Origin of the sequence: Micromonospora sp. NPDC049060 (assembly GCF_040649055.1) — a bacterium.
GTDB classification, from domain to species: domain Bacteria; phylum Actinomycetota; class Actinomycetes; order Mycobacteriales; family Micromonosporaceae; genus Micromonospora; species Micromonospora reichwaldensis.
This window is the reverse complement of record NZ_JBEZEV010000010.1, coordinates 57,874-75,158: the sequence shown is the minus strand read 5'-3', so window position 1 is coordinate 75,158 and position 17,285 is coordinate 57,874. Positions and strand designations below refer to the sequence as shown.

15 protein-coding genes and 1 pseudogene are annotated in these 17,285 nt (G+C 73.6%); 12 read left to right on the top strand and 4 right to left on the bottom strand.

Annotated features, from left to right (window positions below):
* The first annotated feature begins 37 nt into the window (after window positions 1–37).
* The 6 genes from AB0B83_RS07095 (at window position 38) to AB0B83_RS07070 (ending at window position 6,948) form a co-directional block, all read left to right on the top strand.
* A complete protein-coding gene (locus AB0B83_RS07095) occupies window positions 38–967 on the top strand; it encodes a bifunctional riboflavin kinase/FAD synthetase (RefSeq protein WP_132232840.1) in 930 nt (309 codons plus the stop codon).
* Window positions 968–1,147: 180 nt separating this feature from the next.
* Window positions 1,148–1,417, top strand: a complete 270-nt coding sequence (gene rpsO / locus AB0B83_RS07090) for a 30S ribosomal protein S15 (RefSeq protein WP_357577390.1) — start codon at window positions 1,148–1,150, stop codon at window positions 1,415–1,417.
* Between the two features lie 226 nt (window positions 1,418–1,643).
* Window positions 1,644–4,019 carry a polyribonucleotide nucleotidyltransferase gene (locus AB0B83_RS07085; protein WP_357577389.1) on the top strand — a complete coding sequence of 792 codons (2,376 nt, stop codon included), beginning with the start codon at window positions 1,644–1,646 and terminating at the stop codon, window positions 4,017–4,019.
* Between the two features lie 50 nt (window positions 4,020–4,069).
* Window positions 4,070–5,494 (top strand): pitrilysin family protein, encoded by a 1,425-nt coding sequence (locus AB0B83_RS07080; protein WP_357577388.1) that lies wholly within the window; start codon window positions 4,070–4,072, stop codon window positions 5,492–5,494.
* 137 nt (window positions 5,495–5,631) lie between these two features.
* Complete coding sequence (gene dapB, locus AB0B83_RS07075; RefSeq protein ID WP_357577387.1) at window positions 5,632–6,405, top strand: 4-hydroxy-tetrahydrodipicolinate reductase; 774 nt, start codon at window positions 5,632–5,634, stop codon at window positions 6,403–6,405.
* Between the two features lie 48 nt (window positions 6,406–6,453).
* Window positions 6,454–6,948, top strand: coding sequence for a GNAT family N-acetyltransferase (locus AB0B83_RS07070; RefSeq protein ID WP_357577386.1), 495 nt, complete (start codon window positions 6,454–6,456; stop codon window positions 6,946–6,948).
* 5 nt (window positions 6,949–6,953) lie between these two features.
* On the opposite strand, the gene AB0B83_RS07065 is transcribed toward AB0B83_RS07070, so the two are convergent.
* Together AB0B83_RS07065 and AB0B83_RS07060 are read right to left on the bottom strand one after the other, a co-directional pair.
* Entirely contained in the window at window positions 6,954–7,334 is a 381-nt protein-coding gene (locus AB0B83_RS07065; RefSeq protein WP_357577385.1) for a VOC family protein, read from the bottom strand.
* A 309-nt stretch (window positions 7,335–7,643) separates the two neighbouring features.
* A pseudogene (locus AB0B83_RS07060) lies at window positions 7,644–8,201 on the bottom strand (GNAT family N-acetyltransferase); the annotation flags it as partial.
* Window positions 8,202–8,236: 35 nt separating this feature from the next.
* On the opposite strand from AB0B83_RS07060, the gene AB0B83_RS07055 reads away from it, so the two are divergent.
* A complete protein-coding gene (locus AB0B83_RS07055) occupies window positions 8,237–9,544 on the top strand; it encodes a glycosyltransferase 87 family protein (protein WP_357577384.1) in 1,308 nt (435 codons plus the stop codon).
* Here AB0B83_RS07055 and AB0B83_RS07050 read toward each other — a convergent pair.
* Window positions 9,443–9,994 (bottom strand): GNAT family N-acetyltransferase, encoded by a 552-nt coding sequence (locus AB0B83_RS07050; RefSeq protein WP_357577383.1) that lies wholly within the window; start codon window positions 9,992–9,994, stop codon window positions 9,443–9,445. The two genes, AB0B83_RS07055 and AB0B83_RS07050, sit on opposite strands and share 102 nt — an antisense overlap.
* 78 nt (window positions 9,995–10,072) lie before the next feature.
* Between AB0B83_RS07050 and AB0B83_RS07045 the strand changes: the two genes are divergently transcribed.
* The 5 genes from AB0B83_RS07045 to AB0B83_RS07025 all read left to right on the top strand — a co-directional run bounded on the left by AB0B83_RS07045 (window position 10,073) and on the right by AB0B83_RS07025 (window position 15,980).
* A complete protein-coding gene (locus AB0B83_RS07045; RefSeq protein WP_357577382.1) occupies window positions 10,073–11,302 on the top strand; it encodes a crosslink repair DNA glycosylase YcaQ family protein in 1,230 nt (409 codons plus the stop codon).
* Window positions 11,303–11,307: 5 nt separating this feature from the next.
* Complete coding sequence (locus tag AB0B83_RS07040; RefSeq protein WP_357577381.1) at window positions 11,308–11,931, top strand: DUF2752 domain-containing protein; 624 nt, start codon at window positions 11,308–11,310, stop codon at window positions 11,929–11,931.
* 591 nt (window positions 11,932–12,522) lie between these two features.
* Complete coding sequence (gene thyX, locus AB0B83_RS07035; RefSeq protein WP_151457408.1) at window positions 12,523–13,266, top strand: FAD-dependent thymidylate synthase; 744 nt, start codon at window positions 12,523–12,525, stop codon at window positions 13,264–13,266.
* 46 nt (window positions 13,267–13,312) lie between these two features.
* Window positions 13,313–14,239, top strand: coding sequence for a 4-hydroxy-tetrahydrodipicolinate synthase (gene dapA / locus AB0B83_RS07030; protein WP_357577380.1), 927 nt, complete (start codon window positions 13,313–13,315; stop codon window positions 14,237–14,239).
* A gap of 52 nt (window positions 14,240–14,291) precedes the next feature.
* Window positions 14,292–15,980: a ribonuclease J gene (locus AB0B83_RS07025; protein WP_132232860.1), complete on the top strand. Its 1,689-nt coding sequence runs from the start codon at window positions 14,292–14,294 to the stop codon at window positions 15,978–15,980.
* A gap of 175 nt (window positions 15,981–16,155) precedes the next feature.
* Here AB0B83_RS07025 and AB0B83_RS07020 read toward each other — a convergent pair whose 3' ends face one another.
* Window positions 16,156–17,226, bottom strand: coding sequence for a hypothetical protein (locus AB0B83_RS07020; RefSeq protein ID WP_357577379.1), 1,071 nt, complete (start codon window positions 17,224–17,226; stop codon window positions 16,156–16,158).
* Between the last annotated feature and the right edge of the window lie 59 nt (window positions 17,227–17,285).

Below are 17,285 nucleotides of genomic sequence, written 5' to 3'. Positions count from 1 at the left end.
CGGTGCGGGCCGCCGCGGAAGGCAGGGGAGGAGCGGCATGCAGCGGTGGCGGGGGTACGACGCGGCGCCCGGCGGCTGGGGGCGGTCGGTCGTCACCATCGGCGTCTTCGACGGTGTGCACAAGGGACACCAGGCGACCATCGGGCACGCCGTGTCCCGGGCCCGCGAGCTGGGCGTGCAGTCGGTGGTGGTCACCTTCGACCCGCACCCGGCCGAGGTGGTGCGCCCCGGTTCGCACCCGGCGGTGCTCACCGAGACCGCCCGCAAGGCCGAGCTGATCGAGGCGCTCGGCGTGGACGTGCTCTGCGTGGTGCCGTTCACCCCGGAGTTCTCCCGGCTGCCCGCCGAGGCGTTCGTGCACGACATCCTGGTCGAGCACCTGCACGCCGCGCTTGTCGTGGTCGGCGACAACTTCCGCTTCGGGCACAAGGCCGCCGGCGACGTGGCGCTGCTGGAGCGGCTCGGGCGCACCTTCGGCTTCGCCGTGGAGGGCGCCCCGCTGGTCGCCGAGGCGGGCACGGTCTACTCCTCCACGTACATCCGCTCCTGCGTCGACGCGGGGGACGTGACGGCGGCGGCCGCCGCGCTCGGCCGCCCGCACCGGGTCGAGGGCGTGGTGGTACGCGGCGACCAGCGCGGCCGCGAGCTGGGCTTCCCCACCGCCAACCTGCTCTGCCACCGGTACGCGGCGGTGCCCGCCGACGGCGTCTACGCCGCCCGGCTGGTGCGCCGGGGCCACGCCGAGCCCCTGGCGGCGGCGGTGTCGGTGGGCACCAACCCGACCTTCTCCGGCCGGGAGCGGCGGGTGGAGGCGTACGTGCTCGACTTCACCGGCGACCTCTACGGCGAGCGGCTGGCGCTGGACTTCGTGGCGCACCTGCGCGGGCAGATCCGCTACGACGCGATCGAGCCGTTGATCGCCCAGATGAACCAGGACGTCGAGCGGACCCGGCGCGTGCTCGGCTGACCGCGTCGCGGCCCTTGACAGGTCGCCGCCCGGCAGGGCTGGTAGTCTGGCGGGGACGTCGGCTGACCGACGTGGGGCCTCGCGTGCCTGCACGACGCCGCGGGTGCGAGGTACCGGTCCGTTCCGGTCCACTGACCGATCCGACGGACATCATCGAACAACCCACGAAACAGGGAGAACATGGCGCTCGACCAGGAAGCCAAGGCCAAGATCCGCGCGGAGTACGCGACCGCCGACGGCGACACCGGTTCGCCGGAGGTGCAGGTCGCGGTCCTCACCAAGCGGATCGCCGAGCTGACGGAGCACCTGAAGGTGCACAAGCACGACCACCACAGCCGCCGTGGGCTGCTGCTGCTGGTCGGCCGCCGCCGTCGGCTGCTCAACTACGTCCACAAGAAGGACATCAACCGCTACCGGTCGCTCATCGAGCGGCTCGGTCTGCGCCGGTGACGTGACGGGGGAGTGGCCCGACCGGGCCGCTCCCCCGCTTCGCCGCCACACGAAAACCGGGCCGCGCGACCACCTGAAAAGGGAGCCGGTCAGCGTACCGGTCTCCGGTAGTGGCCCCCGGGCACCCCGGCCTCGCGCCGGCCACCCGGGCGCTTCGATCGAAGACCGGCCGTCTGAGCAGCTCCCCGCGTCGTGGGCCCCCGATGCGAAGGAGCACGACAGCACCATGACCGAGACCAACCTCGGCACCGAATCCCGCACCGCCGTGATCGACAACGGGTCCTTCGGCACCCGTGAGATCACCTTCTCCACCGGCCGGCTGGCCCGTCAGGCCGCCGGCTCCGTCGTCGCCCAGCTCGGCGAGACGGTCGTCCTCTCCGCCACCACCGCCGGCAAGCAGCCGAAGGAGCAGTTCGACTTCTTCCCGCTGACCGTCGACGTCGAGGAGCGGATGTACGCCGCGGGCCGCATCCCCGGCTCGTTCTTCCGCCGCGAGGGCCGCCCCAGCGAGGACGCGATCCTCACCTGCCGGCTGATCGACCGGCCGCTGCGCCCGTCCTTCGTCAAGGGCCTGCGCAACGAGGTCCAGGTCGTCGAGACCATCCTCGCGCTCGACCCGCAGCACCCCTACGACGTCGTGGCGATCAACGCCGCCTCGATGTCGACCAAGCTCTCCGGCCTGCCGTTCTCCGGCCCGATCGGGGCGACCCGGGTCGCGCACATCGACGGCCAGTGGGTCGCCTTCCCGACCCTGGAGGAGCTGGCCCGGGCCACCTTCGACATGGTCGTGGCCGGCCGCTCGCTGCCGGACGGCGACGTCGCGATCATGATGGTCGAGGCCGAGGCGACGCCGCACGCCGTGACCCTGATCGCGGGCGGCGCGACCGCGCCGACCGAGGAGATCGTGGCCAGCGGCCTGGAGGCCGCGAAGCCGGCGATCCGTGAGCTGTGCCGCGCGCAGAGCGAGCTGGCCGAGGTGGCCGCCAAGCCCGTCGCCGAGTTCCCCGTGTTCCTGGACTACCAGGACGACGTCTACGAGGCGGTGGCCGACCTGGCCCGCGCCGAGGTCGCCGAGGCACTTCAGATCGCCGGCAAGGCCGACCGCGAGGAGGCCCTCGACCGCATCAAGGCCAAGGTCGCCGAGGAGCTCGGCGGTCGCTTCGAGGGCCGGGAGAAGGAGCTCAGCGCCGCCTTCCGGTCGCTCACCAAGTCCGAGGTGCGCAACCGGGTGCTGCGCGAGCAGGTCCGCATCGACGGCCGCGGCCCGCGCGACATCCGCCCGCTGACCGCCGAGGTCGGCGTGCTGCCCCGGGTGCACGGCTCGGCGCTGTTCGAGCGTGGCGAGACCCAGATCCTGGGCGTCACCACGCTGAACATGCTGCGCATGGAGCAGATGGTGGACACCCTGTCCCCGGAGAACCGCAAGCGCTACATGCACAACTACAACTTCCCGCCGTACTCGACCGGTGAGACCGGCCGGGTCGGCTCGCCGAAGCGGCGCGAGATCGGCCACGGCGCGCTCGCCGAGCGGGCGCTGATCCCGGTGCTGCCGTCGCGCGAGGAGTTCCCCTACGCCATCCGGCAGGTCTCCGAGGCGCTCGGCTCCAACGGCTCCACCTCGATGGGCTCGGTCTGCGCCTCGACGCTGGGCCTGCTCTCCGCCGGTGTGCCGCTGAAGGCGCCGGTGGCCGGCATCGCCATGGGGCTCATCTCGGACGAGGTGGACGGCAAGACCGAGTACGTGACGCTCACCGACATCCTCGGCGCCGAGGACGCGTTCGGTGACATGGACTTCAAGGTCGCCGGCACGCCCGAGTTCGTCACCGCGCTCCAGCTCGACACCAAGCTCAACGGCATCCCGTCGGACGTGCTGGCCGCCGCGCTGCAGCAGGCGTACGAGGCCCGGCAGACCATCCTCGACGTGATGCAGGCGGCGATCGAGGCCCCGGCCGAGATGTCGGAGTACGCCCCGCGGGTCACCACCGTCAAGATCCCGGTCGACAAGATCGGCATGGTGATCGGCCCGAAGGGGCAGACCATCAACGCGATCCAGGACGAGACCGGCGCCGAGATCTCCATCGAGGACGACGGCACGATCTACGTCGGCGCCACCAACGGCCCGTCGGCCCAGGCGGCGGTGGACCGGATCAACGGCATCGCCAACCCCACGCTGCCGAAGGCCGGGGAGCGCTTCCTCGGCACGGTGGTCAAGACCGCCGCGTTCGGCGCGTTCATCTCGCTGCTGCCGGGCCGCGACGGCCTGCTGCACATCTCCAAGGTGGGCGACGGCAAGCGGGTCGACAAGGTCGAGGACTTCCTCAACGTCGGCGACCGGGTCGAGGTCGAGATCGCGGACATCGACGCCCGCGGCAAGATCTACCTGGACAAGGTCCGTCCGGAGGGCGCCGAGGCGCCGGCCGCCGGCGAGGCCGCCGGCGGCGAGCGTCCGGCCGGTCGGGACCGGGACGACCGGGCTCCGCGCGACCGGGGCGACCGTGAGCGCGGCGGCGACCGGGGCGGTCGTGGACCGGGCGGCGGCGAAGGCGGCGGCGAGGGTGGCGAGGGCGGCGAGCGTCCGCGTCGCCGCACCCGGCGCAGCTGACGCACCGCACCATCGCATCACCCCACCCCTCGTCGATCTGGGAGCAACACGTGAGTCGGGCCGTCAGCGCGCCGTTTCCGCCGGATCGACGGGGGGTGGCGTCCGTCCCGGGCCCCGCAGGAGGCTCGCACCGGGGCGCCGGGACGGCCCGCTCCGGCGGCGCCGCCCGGGCGGTGACCCGCACCATCAGCGACGACCCGCTGGGCGGCACGGTACGCCGTACCGTGCTGCCCAGCGGGCTGCGCGTGCTCACCGAGGCGATCCCGGCGATGCGCAGCGTCTCGTTCGGCGTCTGGGTCGCGGTCGGCTCGCGCGACGAGACCGGCCCGCAGGCCGGCGCGGCGCACTTCCTGGAGCACCTGCTCTTCAAGGGCACCAACAAGCGCAGCGCGCTGGAGATCTCCGCGGAGATCGAGGCGGTGGGCGGCGAGACCAACGCCTTCACCACCAAGGAATACACCTGCTACTACGCCCGCGTGCTGGACGAGGACCTGCCGCTGGCCATCGACGTCATGTGCGACGCGGTCGCCGACTCGCTGCTTGAGCCGGCCGACGTGGAGACCGAGCGGGGCGTGATCCTCGAAGAGATCGCCATGCACGACGACGAGCCCGGCGACGAGGTGCACGACCTCTTCGCCCGGGCCGCCTACGACGACCACCCGCTGGGCCGGCTGATCTCCGGCACCGAGGAGACCGTCACGCCGATGACCCGGCGGCAGATCCAGGGCTTCTACCGCCGCCACTACACCCCGCCGCGGATCGTCGTCGCCGCCGCCGGCAACCTCGACCACGCCACGGTGGTCAAGCTGGTCCGCCAGGCGCTGCGCGGCACCCCGCTGGACACCGACCCGGCGACGCCTGCGCCGCACCGGTCGGCCACCCCGGCCGTACGCACGAAGCCCGCCACCACCCTGGTGGAGCCGAAGGAGACCGAGCAGGCGCACGTCATCCTCGGCTGCCCCGGCATCGACCGGCTCGACGAGCGGCGCTTCGCCCTCGGCGTGCTCAACAACATCCTCGGCGGCGGCATGTCGAGCCGGCTGTTCCAGGAGATCCGTGAGCGGCGCGGCCTGGCCTACTCGGTCTACTCCTACGCCAGCCAGTACGCCGACAGCGGCCTCTTCGCCGTCTACGCCGGCTGTGCCCCGGGCAAGGTCGACGAGGTGCTGGAGCTGACCCGGGCCGAACTGGCCCGGGTGGCCGCCGACGGCCTGACCGAGGCCGAGGTGGCCCGCGGCAAGGGGATGAGCAAGGGCTCGTTCGTGCTGGGGCTGGAGGACACGGGCTCGCGGATGAGCCGGCTGGCCAAGGGCGAGCTGCTCTACGGCCACCTGATGCCGGTCGACGAGCTGCTCGGCCGGGTCGACGCGGTCACCGTGGCCGACGTCAACACCCTGGCCGCCGAGCTGCTGAGCCGGCCGATGTCGCTGGCCGTGGTCGGCCCGTTCGGCGCGAACGACTTCGCCGCCCGCTGACCCGTCCCGCACTCCCGCCCGGGGCCCGCCCGCCCGGATGCCCGCGCCCCGGCGGCCGACGGTCCGCCCGGATGCGCGTCCCGGCCGCTGACGGTCCGCCCGGATGCGCGCGTCCCGATTGGGATAGGTTGTGCCCCGTGACTGACGAGCAGGAGAAGAGCCCGGACGAGCTGATCCGGGTCGGCGTGCTGGGCGCCAGGGGCCGGATGGGCGTCGAGGTGTGCCGGGCCGTGGACGCCGCCGCCGACATGGAGCTGGTGGCCATGGTCGACGAGGGTGACGGCCTGTTCGCCGCGTCCGACGCCGGGGCCGAGGTGGTCGTCGACTTCACCACCCCCGACGTCGTCATGGACCACCTGCACTGGTGCATCGACCAGGGCATCAACGCGGTGGTCGGCACCACCGGCTTCACCGAGCAGCGGCTGGAGCGGGTGCGCGGCTGGCTGGCACACAAGCCCGGGGTGGGTGTGGTGATCGCCCCCAACTTCGGCATCGGCGCGGTGCTGATGATGCAGTTCGCCGCCCGAGCCGCCCGGCACTTCGAGTCGGTCGAGATCGTCGAGCAGCACCATCCCCGCAAGCTGGACGCCCCCAGCGGCACCGCCAGGCACACCGCGCGGCTGGTCGCGGCCGCCCGCGCCGAGGCCGGGCTCGGCCCGGTGCCGGACGCCACCAAGGACGAGGTCGCGGGCGCCCGGGGCGCCGACATCGACGGCGTACGCGTGCACGCCGTGCGCGCCACCGGCCTCGTCGCCCACCAGGAGGTGCTCTTCGGCACCGTGGGGGAGACGCTGACCATCCGGCACGACTCGTACGACCGGGTCTCGTTCATGCCCGGCGTGCTGCTGGCCGTCCGCGCGGTCCGCACCCGGCCCGGGCTGACCGTCGGCCTGGACGCCCTGCTCGACTGACGGGCAATCCCGTGGCGGCGGCGCCCGGGCGGCCCCTAGGCTGCCCGGGTGATCGATTCTGGAATCTCCGACCGGGCCGGGCGCCGGGTGACCCTGCGCCCGGTCGACGACGACAACTGGCGGGCCGTGGCCGACGTCGCCCCGCGCGACGACCAGCGCGGCTGGGTGGCGGCGCTGGCCGCCCGCTACCTGCTGCTGACCATGCGCTCCGACGTGTGGACCTCACTGGCGGTGTACGCGGACGAGACCGTCGCCGGGCACGTCATGTGGGGCGTCGACGACGACGGGTCCCGCTGGATCGGCGGCATGGTGGTCGACGCGGCCGAACAGGACCGGGGCGTCGGTCGGGCGGCCGTGCGCACCCTGGCTGCGTGGCTGGGCGGCCAGGACGGCGGTCACCCCGTCCGGCTCTCCTACCACCCCGACAACGCCCAGGCCGCCCGCCTCTACACGAGCCTCGGCTTCGTGCCCACCGGGGCGATGGAGGACGACGAACTGGTCGTCGAACTCGTTGCGCCCACCCAGGCCTCGCCACGCGCCTGACCGGGTCAGCCTTCCTCGATCACCGACATGATGTTGCCGGCCGGGTCGGTGAACCACGCGATCGTCGGCCCGTTGCCGCGCATGACGCCCTTGTCGTCCTGGGGCATGCCGGGGTAGTGCGCGAACCGCACCCCGCGCGCGGTCAGCTCGTCGACGGCCCGGTCGACGTCGTCGACGGGGAAGTTGAGCACCGTGTGGGCCGCGGGGGTGTGGTCCGCCTTCGGGTAGACCATCACGTCCCGGCCCCCGGCGAGGTGCAACGTCAGCAGGCCGCCCATGGCGTCGTCCCGCGACACCCGCAGGCCGAGCGTGTCGGCGTAGAACCGTTCGGCCCGGCCGGGGTCGTCCACCGAGAAACTGCTCCACGCCATCGTGTCCGCGAACATGCCCGATGCCTCCCTCTCGTGGACGTCGCCACCGCGACCATGGGGTCACGGTAGGCGACACCCCCGACAGTGTCCGGCGGATCGCCGGCACCGGCGGGCCGGGGAGCGCGGCCCGGTGCGATCCGGGCGCGGGGACGCCCGGCCCGGTGCGATCCGGGTCCGGGGGACGCCCGGCCCGGTGCGGTCCGGGCCCCGGACCGCTCGGCCCGGTCAGTCCCCGGGCGTCGCCGGTGTCGGCGACGACGCACCCGGCGTCAGGTCCGGGAGCGTCGCCTCGGTGGGCGTCGCGTCCGCCGGATCCGCCTCTCCCGGCACCGCCACGTGCAGCCGCACCTGCGGGACGAGCATGTCCTCCACGTCCAGCGCGCGGGCCGCGCCGTCGGGCTCCCAGCCGGTGCTGGTGAGGAACTTGCGGGTCGCCGCGTCGCCGTCGAAGGCCCAGGCCAGCGCGCGGGTGAACCCGTCGGCACGCCACAGGTCGACGGTCGCGGCGAGCAGCCGGCTGCCGTGCCCCCGCCGGCCCCAGCGCGGCTCCACCAGCAGGTCCGTCACCGCGGCGACGTCCGGCCCGAGGACCTCCGCCGGCTCACCCGGGGCGAGCGCCTCGGCGTCGGCCGGACCGGAGGCGGCGAACCCCACCAGATAGGATTGCTCGGCCTGTTCGACGGCGACCAGCACCCGATGGGCGCCGGAGGGCGGCTCCTGCACGGCCGCGCTCCACCGCCTGGCGAGCCACGCCTCGTCCAGGTTGTCGAGCACGTGCCGGGGCAGGATCCGACGATAGGCGACCCGCCAGGTCGCGAGTTGGATGCGTGCGATCTCGCCGGCGTCTTCCGGACGCGCCGGGCGGACGTACCCGAGAGCCATGGGACGGAAGCCTACGCAGGGCGAGGGAGGCGATGGTGGCGCAGGGTCCCCCACGGACGATCCAGCAGGTCGTCGGCGTCGTCGCGCTCGCCCTCGTGGTGACCGCCTTCCTGTCCGTCGCGGCCGTCCGGCACGGCTTCTTCGACCTCAAGGTCTACTACGGCGCGCTGACCTGGTGGGTGCACGACGGCGGGGAGATCTACGACTTCCTCAAGCCCGGCACCCAGTACGGCTTCACGTACCCGCCCTTCGCCGCCCTGGTCATGCTGCCGATGGCGTACCTGCCGTGGTGGGCGGCCATCGCGGTGAGCGTGGCCGCCAGCGTGGTGGTCACCGCAGTGCTCTTCTGGTGGCTGATCGACCCGGTATCCCGCCGCTCCGGCTGGACCCGCTGGTTCGCCCTCGCCGTGGCGCTCTGCCTGGCCGCCGCGTACGAGCCGATGCGCGAGACGGTCAACTTCGGCCAGGTCAACATGCTGCTGCTCTTCCTGGTCGCGATCGACCTGCTCCGGCTGCTGCCGGCCGGCAACCGCTGGGCGGGCGTGGGCATCGGGCTGGCCACCGCGATCAAGCTGACCCCGGGCATCTTCATCGTCTACCTGCTGGTCACCCGCCGCTGGCGGGCCGCGGTCACCTCGATGGCCACCGCGGCCAGTGTGACCCTGCTGGCCGCCGCGCTCTTCCCCGACGCCTCACGGGAGTTCTGGACGGAGGCGCTGTGGAACACCGGCCGGGTGGGTGAACTGGCGTTCGTCTCCAACCAGTCGCTGCGCGGCGTTGTCGCCCGGCTCAACCCGGAACACCCGAGCACCCTGGCCTGGCTGGCGCTGGTGCTCGCCACGCTGGCGCTGTGGGCCTGGCGCTCCCGCGCCGCCGTGGCCGCCGGCGACGAGGCGACCGGCCTGGCGTTGACGGGCGCGGTGATGTGCCTGGTCAGCCCGGTCACCTGGGTGCACCACCTGGTCTGGTTGCTGCCCGCGCTGATCCTGCTTGTCGACAACGGGATGGCCGCGCCCGCCGGCAGCCGCCGGCGCCGCGTCCTGCTGGGCGCCGCGATCGTCGGGTACGGCTTCCTGATCAGCCGGATCGTCTGGGCCTGGGAGAAGGACTTCACCGGGCTCGACGGCTTCCTCGGCAGCAACACCTACGTCTGGATCAGCCTGGCGCTGCTGGCGTTCCTGCCGGTCCGGCGGGTGGGCGACACCGACCCGGTCGACCGGCCCCGGGAGAGGCCGGCCGGGTCAACCGCCGAGGCGTCCGGCGTACCGCAGCTCGACCAGCCCGACCGGCGGGCGCCCGCCGGCCAGCGGCACCGGATAGGTCGACCGCTCACCGTCCGGTGACAGCCCGGCCCGCTCGTAGAACCGGCGGGCCCGGTGGTTGGCCTCCAGGACCCAGAGCCGGTAGTCCGACCAGCCCCGGGCGACCAGCCCGTCGCGCGCCGCGGCCAGCAGCGCCCGCGCCGTGCCGTCGCCCCAGCGGGCCGGCTCGACGTACATCGCCACCACCTCGCCGTGCGCGGCGTCGAGGTCGCCACGGTCCTGGTTGTTGCGGTACGGGCCGAACGTGGTGAACCCGGCCAGCGTCCCGTCGACCTCGGCGAGCAGGGTGGTGAACGGGTGTTCTGGGTCGGCGGTGCCGAGGTCCCGGCGGCGCTGCGCCCAGGCCGTGACGTTGAGCCGCCGCAGCACCTCCTCGGGCATGATCCCGGCGTAGCCGGCCTGCCAGCCGTGGATGTGCACCCGGGCGACCGCCTCGGCGTCGTCGGGCTCCTCGCGGCGGATCGTGAGCATGCGTCCGTTCTATGCCCCGGCGGGTGACGGGTCCAGCGTCCGCACCGGTGTCGTACCTGTGGATTAGGGTGCCCGACGATGGCCGCACCGGAATCGCTCTCGCTCGCCCAGGCACGCCGGGTGGCGCTCGCCGCCCAGGGCTTCGCCGACCCCGCGCCCACGGGCGCGCCCACCCGCCGGCACCTGCGCCGGGTGCTCGACCGGGTCGGGCTGATCCAGATGGACTCGGTGAACGTGCTGCAACGGGCGCACTACCTGCCGCTCTACAGCCGGCTCGGGCCCTACCCGACCGCGTTGCTCGACGACGCCGCCTACCGCCGCCCACGGGAGCTGTTCGAATACTGGGGCCACGAGGCGTCGCTGGTGCCCGTCGGGCTGCATCCGGCGCTGCGCTGGCGGATGGCCCGGGCCCGCTCGGAGTCCTGGGGTGGGATGCGGCGGATCGCCCAGGAGCAGCCCGACCTGGTCGCCTGGGTCCGCGACGAGGTGGCCGCCCGGGGGCCGCTCACGGCCGCCGAGATCGAGCACGACGCGCCCCGGGAGACCGGCAACTGGGGGTGGAACTGGTCGGCGGTCAAGCGGGCGCTGGAGTTCCTGTTCTGGGCGGGGGAGGTGACGGCCGCCGACCGCACCACGTCGTTCGCCCGCCGCTACGACCTGCCGGAGCGGGTGCTGCCGGCCGCCGTGCTCGACGCGCCGACGCCGACCGACGCGGAGGCCCACCGCGCGCTGGTGGGCATCGCCGCGCGGTCGCTCGGGGTGGCCGCGGAGCCGGAGCTGCGCGACTACTTCCGGCTGCCGGTGGCCGGGGCCCGGCAGGCCATCGCCGAGCTGGTCGAGGCGGGCGAGCTGTTGCCGGTCGCCGTGCAGGGCTGGCAGCGGCCGGCATGGCTGCACGCCGGGGCGCGGCTGCCCCGCTGGGTGCGCGGCAACACCCTGGTCAGCCCGTTCGACCCGGTGGTCTGGGAGCGGGCCCGCGCCGAGCGGCTCTTCGACTTCAGCTACCGCATCGAGATCTACGTGCCGGCGCCGCAGCGGGTGCACGGCTACTACGTGCTGCCGTTCCTGCAGGGGGAGCGGTTCACCGCCCGGGTCGACCTGAAGGCCGACCGGAAGGCCCGCGTGCTGCTGGTGCCGGCCGCCTGGGGCGAGCCGGGCGTCGACCGGGGCGAGACCGCGCTGGCGCTGGCCGCCGAGCTGCACCGCCTCGCCGGCTGGCTGGGCCTGGACGCGGTGGCCCCGCCCGCGGCCGGCGACCTGGCCGTTCCGCTGGCCGCGGCGCTGGCGGGCGTGGCCGGTGTACGGTGAGCGACGTGACGAGCGTTGACGGACCGGCCTCCCCGCCGCATCCGCAGACGGGTGGGCTCGACGCCCCGCCCCAGGCGGGCCCGGCCGCACCGGCCGACGGACGGCCCACGGACCAGCCACCGCCCCACCCGGGGACGGCCTATCCGGGGGCCTATCCGGCGGCTCCCTATCCGGTGGCCGAGCCGGACCGGCTCACCCGCTTCGTCGTCCGCCTCTACGAGCGCTCCCCGCGCTGGGCGGTGCCGCTGGCCGCGCTCGGCTGCGTCGCCGCCGGCATCGGCTACGCGCTGATCAGCGACCCCACCCGCTCGGCGCCCGACGCCGCGCCGAGCTGCCTGCTCAAGCTCACCACGGGGCTGGACTGCCCGGGCTGCGGCGGCACCCGCGCGCTCTGGTACGTCCTGCACGCCGACCTGCCGGCCGCCGCCCGGCACCACTTCCTCTTCGTCTTCGCGCTGCCCTTCCTGGCCTACCTCTTCGTCGCCTGGGCCGGGAAGCAGGCGTTCGGCTGGCGGCTGCCCGAGCTGCGGATCAGTTCCCGGGCGATCGGCGTCTTCCTGGCCGCCTGGCTGGCCTTCACGATCCTGCGCAACCTGCCCTGGGCACCCTTCACCTCCCTCTACGTCTGACGGGTGCGCCACTGACGGGTGCGCCTACCGGCGTGCGCGCCGTCCGGGCTGCGGTCGTGTCGGACGGGGTCGTCCGGGTCGCGCGGAGCCGGAATGTCACGAGCTTCCTGGATCTCGTCTCGACCGGGCCGGTCACCCTGCCTGGACCAAGGGCCGGCCCTGACGGTGCGGGTGCCCGTGCCCTGTCGAGCTGAATCGTTTGCGACATCGCGCTCCCGATGCCTGTCCGCCCCGACGCACGCACCGACGGGCCGTCCGGCGCGCCGGCGGACGCGGGGACCCGGCTGAGCTGAGGGCACGGTGGCGGGCCGCCGAGCCGAGGACCCCGCCGCTCGCTGATGTCGTAGACGATTCAGTTCGACAGCGTGCGACAGCCGATGCGCCGGGCCGACCCCCGCCCCCCGTCGTGACGTCCGATGGGCCTCGTGCCGATGCTGGCCACATTCCTGCCGGGTCATGACTCCCGACGCGGCGGATGGAACGCGGCCGGCCCGCGGGCGACCGCGTCGTTTCGGTGACCGACGTTGCACTTGGGCGAGGCTGGCTTGGGCGGGCGGGGGCCACGGCACTACAGTCCCAGGAATGCCGGAGATGGTGCAGCCCCAGGTCAAGCTCGTCGCGTGGACGCACTTCGAGGCCCCCGACGACGTGCCGTGGTCGACCGACGCCGAGGGCGGCCAGGCGCTCGCGGAGTTCGCCGGCCGGGCCTGCTACCAGAGCTGGAAGAAGCCGAACCCTGCCACCGCCACCAACGCCGGTTACCTCGCGCACATCCTGGAGGTCGGCCACCTGAGTGTGCTGGAGCACGGCTCGGTCAGCTTCTACTTCAGCGGGGTCTCCCGCTCGTTCACCCACGAGCTGATCCGGCACCGGCACTTCTCGTACTCGCAGCTCTCCCAGCGGTACGTGCCGGAGCGCGACGCCGCCATGGTCGAGCCCTCGGTGATCGCCGACGACCCGGAGCTGCACAAGAAGTTCGTGGAGGCGGCCGAGGCGAGCGTGCGCGCGTACAACGAGCTGCTGGAGGGGCTGGAGCGGCGCTTCGCCGACGTGGAGAACGCCACGCTGCGGCGCAAGCAGGCCCGCCAGGCGGCCCGCGCCGTGCTGCCCAACGCCACCGAGACGCGCATCGTGGTCACCGGCAACTACCGGGCCTGGCGGCACTTCATCGCCATGCGCGCGACGGAGCACGCCGACGTGGAGATCCGCGAGCTGGCGGTGGAGTGCCTGCGGCAGCTCCAGGGCGTCGCCCCGAACGTATTCGCCGATTTCGTCATCTCGGCCCTGCCCGACGGCACCGAGGTGGCGGCGAGCCCGCACGCCGAGCTGTCCTGAGGGCTTCCCCGGCGGGGCGCCGGTGGTCGTCCGCTAGGTTGGTGGCATGACGCACGACCACCCTGACACGCCCGCCCGGGCGGTGTCCCGCCCCTTCGGGCGAGTGCTCACGGCCATGGTGACCCCGTTCACCGCCGACGGCTCCCTCGACCTCGACGGCGCCGCGCAGCTCGCCAGCTACCTGGTCGACGAGCAGGGCAACGACGCGCTGGTGGTCAACGGCACCACCGGCGAGTCGCCGACCACCACCGAGGCCGAGAAGGAACAGCTGATCCGGGCCGTGGTGGAGGCCATCGGTGACCGCGCCAAGGTCGTGGCCGGGGTCGGCACCAACGACACCCGGCACACCATCGAGCTCTCCACGGCCGCCGAGAAGGCGGGCGCGCACGGCCTGCTCGTGGTCACGCCCTACTACAACAAGCCGCCGCAGAGCGGCCTGCTGCGGCACTTCACCGCCGTCGCGGACGCCACCGGGCTGCCGGTGATGCTCTACGACATCCCGCACCGGGCGGGCGTGCCGATCGACACCGAGACGATGGTGCGCCTGGCCGAACACGCCCGGATCGTCGCGGTGAAGGACGCCAAGGGCGACCTGACCGCCACGAGCTGGGTCACCAGCCGGACGAACCTCGCCTTCTACAGCGGCGAGGACGCGCTCACCCTGCCCGCGCTGGCCGTGGGCGGCGTGGGCGTGGTCGGCACCTCGACCCACTTCACCGGCGCGCTCACCAAGCAGATGATCGAGGCGTACGACGCGGGGGACACCGCCACCGCGCTGAGCCTGCACCGGCGGCTGCTGCCGCTGTTCACCGGCATCTTCCGTACCCAGGGCGTGATCCTGGTGAAGGCGGGCCTGGCGGCCGCCGGGAAGCCCGCCGGGCCGGTGCGTCTGCCGCTGGTCGAGGCGACCGACGACGAGATCGCCCAGCTCCGCGCGGACAGCGCGGCGGCGGGCCTGGAACTGCCCGAATGACCGAACGACACGACGGACGCCGAGTGACGGCGTCGCAGAATGAGGTGGACGCGTGACCGAGGCGCACTTCGAGACGGAACTGCCCCCGCCGCTGCCGGAGGGTGGGCTGCGGATCATCCCGCTCGGCGGGCTCGGCGCCATCGGTCGCAACATGACCGTCTTCGAGTACGACGGCAAGCTGCTGGTGGTCGACTGCGGGGTCCTCTTCCCCGACGTGGAGCAGCCCGGGGTCGACCTGATCCTGCCCGACTTCGGTCCGATCCTGGACCGGCTCGACGACGTCCAGGCGATCGTGCTGACCCACGGCCACGAGGACCACATCGGCGCGGTGCCCTACCTGCTCGCGCACAAGCCCGACATCCCGCTGGTCGGCTCCCAGTTCACCCTCGCCCTGGTCGAGGCGAAGCTCGCCGAGCGGCGGATCCAGCCCTACACGCTTACCGTGCGGGAGGGCGGCCGGGAGCGGCTCGGCCCGTTCGAGTGCGAGTTCTTCGCGGTCAACCACTCGATCCCCGACGCGCTCGCGGTCGCCATCCGCACGCCGGCCGGCCTGGTGCTGCACACCGGCGACTTCAAGATGGACCAGCTCCCGCTGGACGGTCGGATCACCGACCTGGCCGGGTTCGCCCGGCTCGGCGCCGAGGGCGTGGACCTGCTGCTCTCGGACTCCACCAACGCGGAGATCCCCGGCTTCGTCACCCCCGAGCGGGAGATCGGGCCGGTGCTCGACTCGATCTTCGCGAAGGCCAAGGGGCGGATCATCGTCGCCTCCTTCGCCTCGCACGTGCACCGGGTGCAGCAGGTGTTCGACTCCGCCGCCGAGCACGGCCGCAAGGTCGCCCTCATCGGCCGGTCCATGGTCCGCAACATGGGCATCGCCCGCGACCTGGGGCTGCTCAACATCCCGTCCGGGCTGGTCGTCGGGCTGGAAGAGGCGACGAACATGCCGCCCGAGCAGATCGTGCTGATGTCCACCGGGTCGCAGGGCGAGCCGATGAGCGCCCTGGGCCGGATGGCCAGCGGCGACCACCGGCACATCACCATCGCCCCCGGCGACACCGTGGTGCTCGCCTCGTCGCTGGTGCCCGGCAACGAGACCTCGGTCTACCGGGTGATCAACCGGCTGGCCCGGGCCGGCGCCGTGGTGGTGCACAAGGACGTGGCCAAGGTGCACGTCTCCGGCCACGCCCCCGCCGGCGAGCTGCTCTACCTGCTCAACGTGGTCCGTCCCAGCAACCTGATGCCGGTGCACGGCGAGTGGCGGCACCTGCGCGCGCACGCCCGCCTCGGCATCGAGTCCGGCGTCGCCCCCGACCGGGTGGTGCTCTGCGAGGACGGCGACGTCGTCGACCTCGTCGAGGGCCGGGCCAGCCTGGTCGGCCACGTGAAGAGCCGCTACGTCTACGTCGACGGCCTCGCCGTCGGCGACGTCAGCGAGTCGCTGCTCACGGAGCGCCGGATCCTCGGCGACGGCGGGTTCATCGCCACCACCGTGGTGGTCGACTCGGTGACCGGCAAGGTGGTGGGCGGCCCGACCCTGTCGGCGAAGGGCTTCTCCGAGGACCCGGAGGCGTTCAGCCCGGTGATTCCGCTTGTCACCGAGGCCCTGAACCGGGCGGCCTCCGACGGCATCACCGATCCGCACCAGCTCCAGCAGATCGTCCGGCGCACCGTGGGACGGTGGGTGAACGACGCGTACCGCCGTCGGCCCATGATCGTCCCCACTGTCGTCGAGGTCTGACCCCGCACCGCCGACGACGCCCGCCCGCACCCCGTGTGCCGGCGGGCGTCGCCGTGCGGCGGGCCGGCCCGGCGGCTCACCCCGCGGCACCACGACCGGCCGGCCGCCGACATCCCCGTGCACGTCGGCGACCGACCCGGAGCCCGGCCTGGGGCCGGCCCCCGGCCAGCGGAACTCAGTGGCGGCCGAGCCGGCGGCGCAGCAGCAGCAGCAGCAGACCGGCCCCGAGGGCCAGCAGCGCCGCACCGAACAGGGCGTACGTGGTGCCGGCCGGACCGGTGCGGGGCAACCCGGCCCCGTCCCCGGCGGGCGTCGTCGGAGTGGACGTGGTGCTCGGCGTCGACGTGGCGCTCGGGGTCGCCGCCGGCGGAGTCGTCGGGGCGCCGCCCCCCGTGCCGCCCGGCACGGGCACGGTGACCGAGGTGTCCTTGTTGGTGTACCGGTTGGTGGGCGCCAGATACAGGCGGATGCTCCCCGCCCTCTCGCTGACGGCGAGGCGGATGTGCACCGTGTCCGTGGCACCCGCCTTCAGCTCGCCGGACCGGATGATCTCGCAGCCCTTGCCGGCCATCCGACCGCTGTCCGAGCACAGCGGCCAGATCACCTGCACACCCTTCGGGGGGACGAGGTTCAGCGAGTAGCCGCCGAGAGCGAAGGTGCCGGTGTTGCGTACCCGGGCCGTCACCCCCATCGACCCGTCGACGACCGGGCTGGCGGTGGCCCGCAGCCGCAGCGACGTCCGGTCCGGCCAGTTGACGCGGAAGTCGGTGGGGCCCTCCGTGCCACCGGCGGCGTCCCGGCCGGCGACGGACCCCCAGCTGCTCACGCCGAAGACCGGCTCGGCCGCCGTCGCCCTCAGCACCAGCCGGTACACCTGCCGACCACCGGCCGGCACCTGCGTGCCACCGCAGAGCCAGGTCCGGGGCGACCCGGCGCCGCGGCAGTCGCCACCAGAGGTCACGGTCAGCCCGGACGGCAGACGTAGGACGAAGAAGCCCTTCGCCGTCGCCGTTCCGGCGTTGCTGACAAGGACCTCCAGGGGACCCGTCGGGTGCCACGGGTCGCCGCTGAGGAAGACCAGATCCGGGCGGGCGACGATGGTCGGCTCGGCGGCCGTGGTCGGGGTGGGTGTGGGGTCGTGTGCCGACGCGGGCGGGGCGGGGGCGACCAGCGCCAACAGGACGGCGGCCGCCAGGGCCAACAGGGCGGTGGCCGCCACGGCGCCGGCGCGGAACGGATGCGTCATCGTGAACTCCCGGGATTCGGTGTGGGTGATGGAGAGACCACCCGGACCGACCTCCGGTT

Bases quoted from the DNA above. Each gene is read 5' to 3' on its own strand.
- AB0B83_RS07095 (WP_132232840.1), top strand. From the start codon at position 38: ATGCAGCGGTGGCGGGGGTACGACGCGGCGCCCGGCGGCTGGGGGCGG.
- rpsO (WP_357577390.1), top strand. From the start codon at position 1,148: ATGGCGCTCGACCAGGAAGCCAAGGCCAAGATCCGCGCGGAGTACGCG.
- AB0B83_RS07085 (WP_357577389.1), top strand. From the start codon at position 1,644: ATGACCGAGACCAACCTCGGCACCGAATCCCGCACCGCCGTGATCGAC.
- AB0B83_RS07065 (WP_357577385.1), bottom strand. From the start codon at position 7,334: ATGTTCGCGGACACGATGGCGTGGAGCAGTTTCTCGGTGGACGACCCC.
- AB0B83_RS07050 (WP_357577383.1), bottom strand. From the start codon at position 9,994: ATGCTCACGATCCGCCGCGAGGAGCCCGACGACGCCGAGGCGGTCGCC.
- AB0B83_RS07045 (WP_357577382.1), top strand. From the start codon at position 10,073: ATGGCCGCACCGGAATCGCTCTCGCTCGCCCAGGCACGCCGGGTGGCG.
- thyX (WP_151457408.1), top strand. From the start codon at position 12,523: ATGGTGCAGCCCCAGGTCAAGCTCGTCGCGTGGACGCACTTCGAGGCC.
- dapA (WP_357577380.1), top strand. From the start codon at position 13,313: ATGACGCACGACCACCCTGACACGCCCGCCCGGGCGGTGTCCCGCCCC.
- AB0B83_RS07020 (WP_357577379.1), bottom strand. From the start codon at position 17,226: ATGACGCATCCGTTCCGCGCCGGCGCCGTGGCGGCCACCGCCCTGTTG.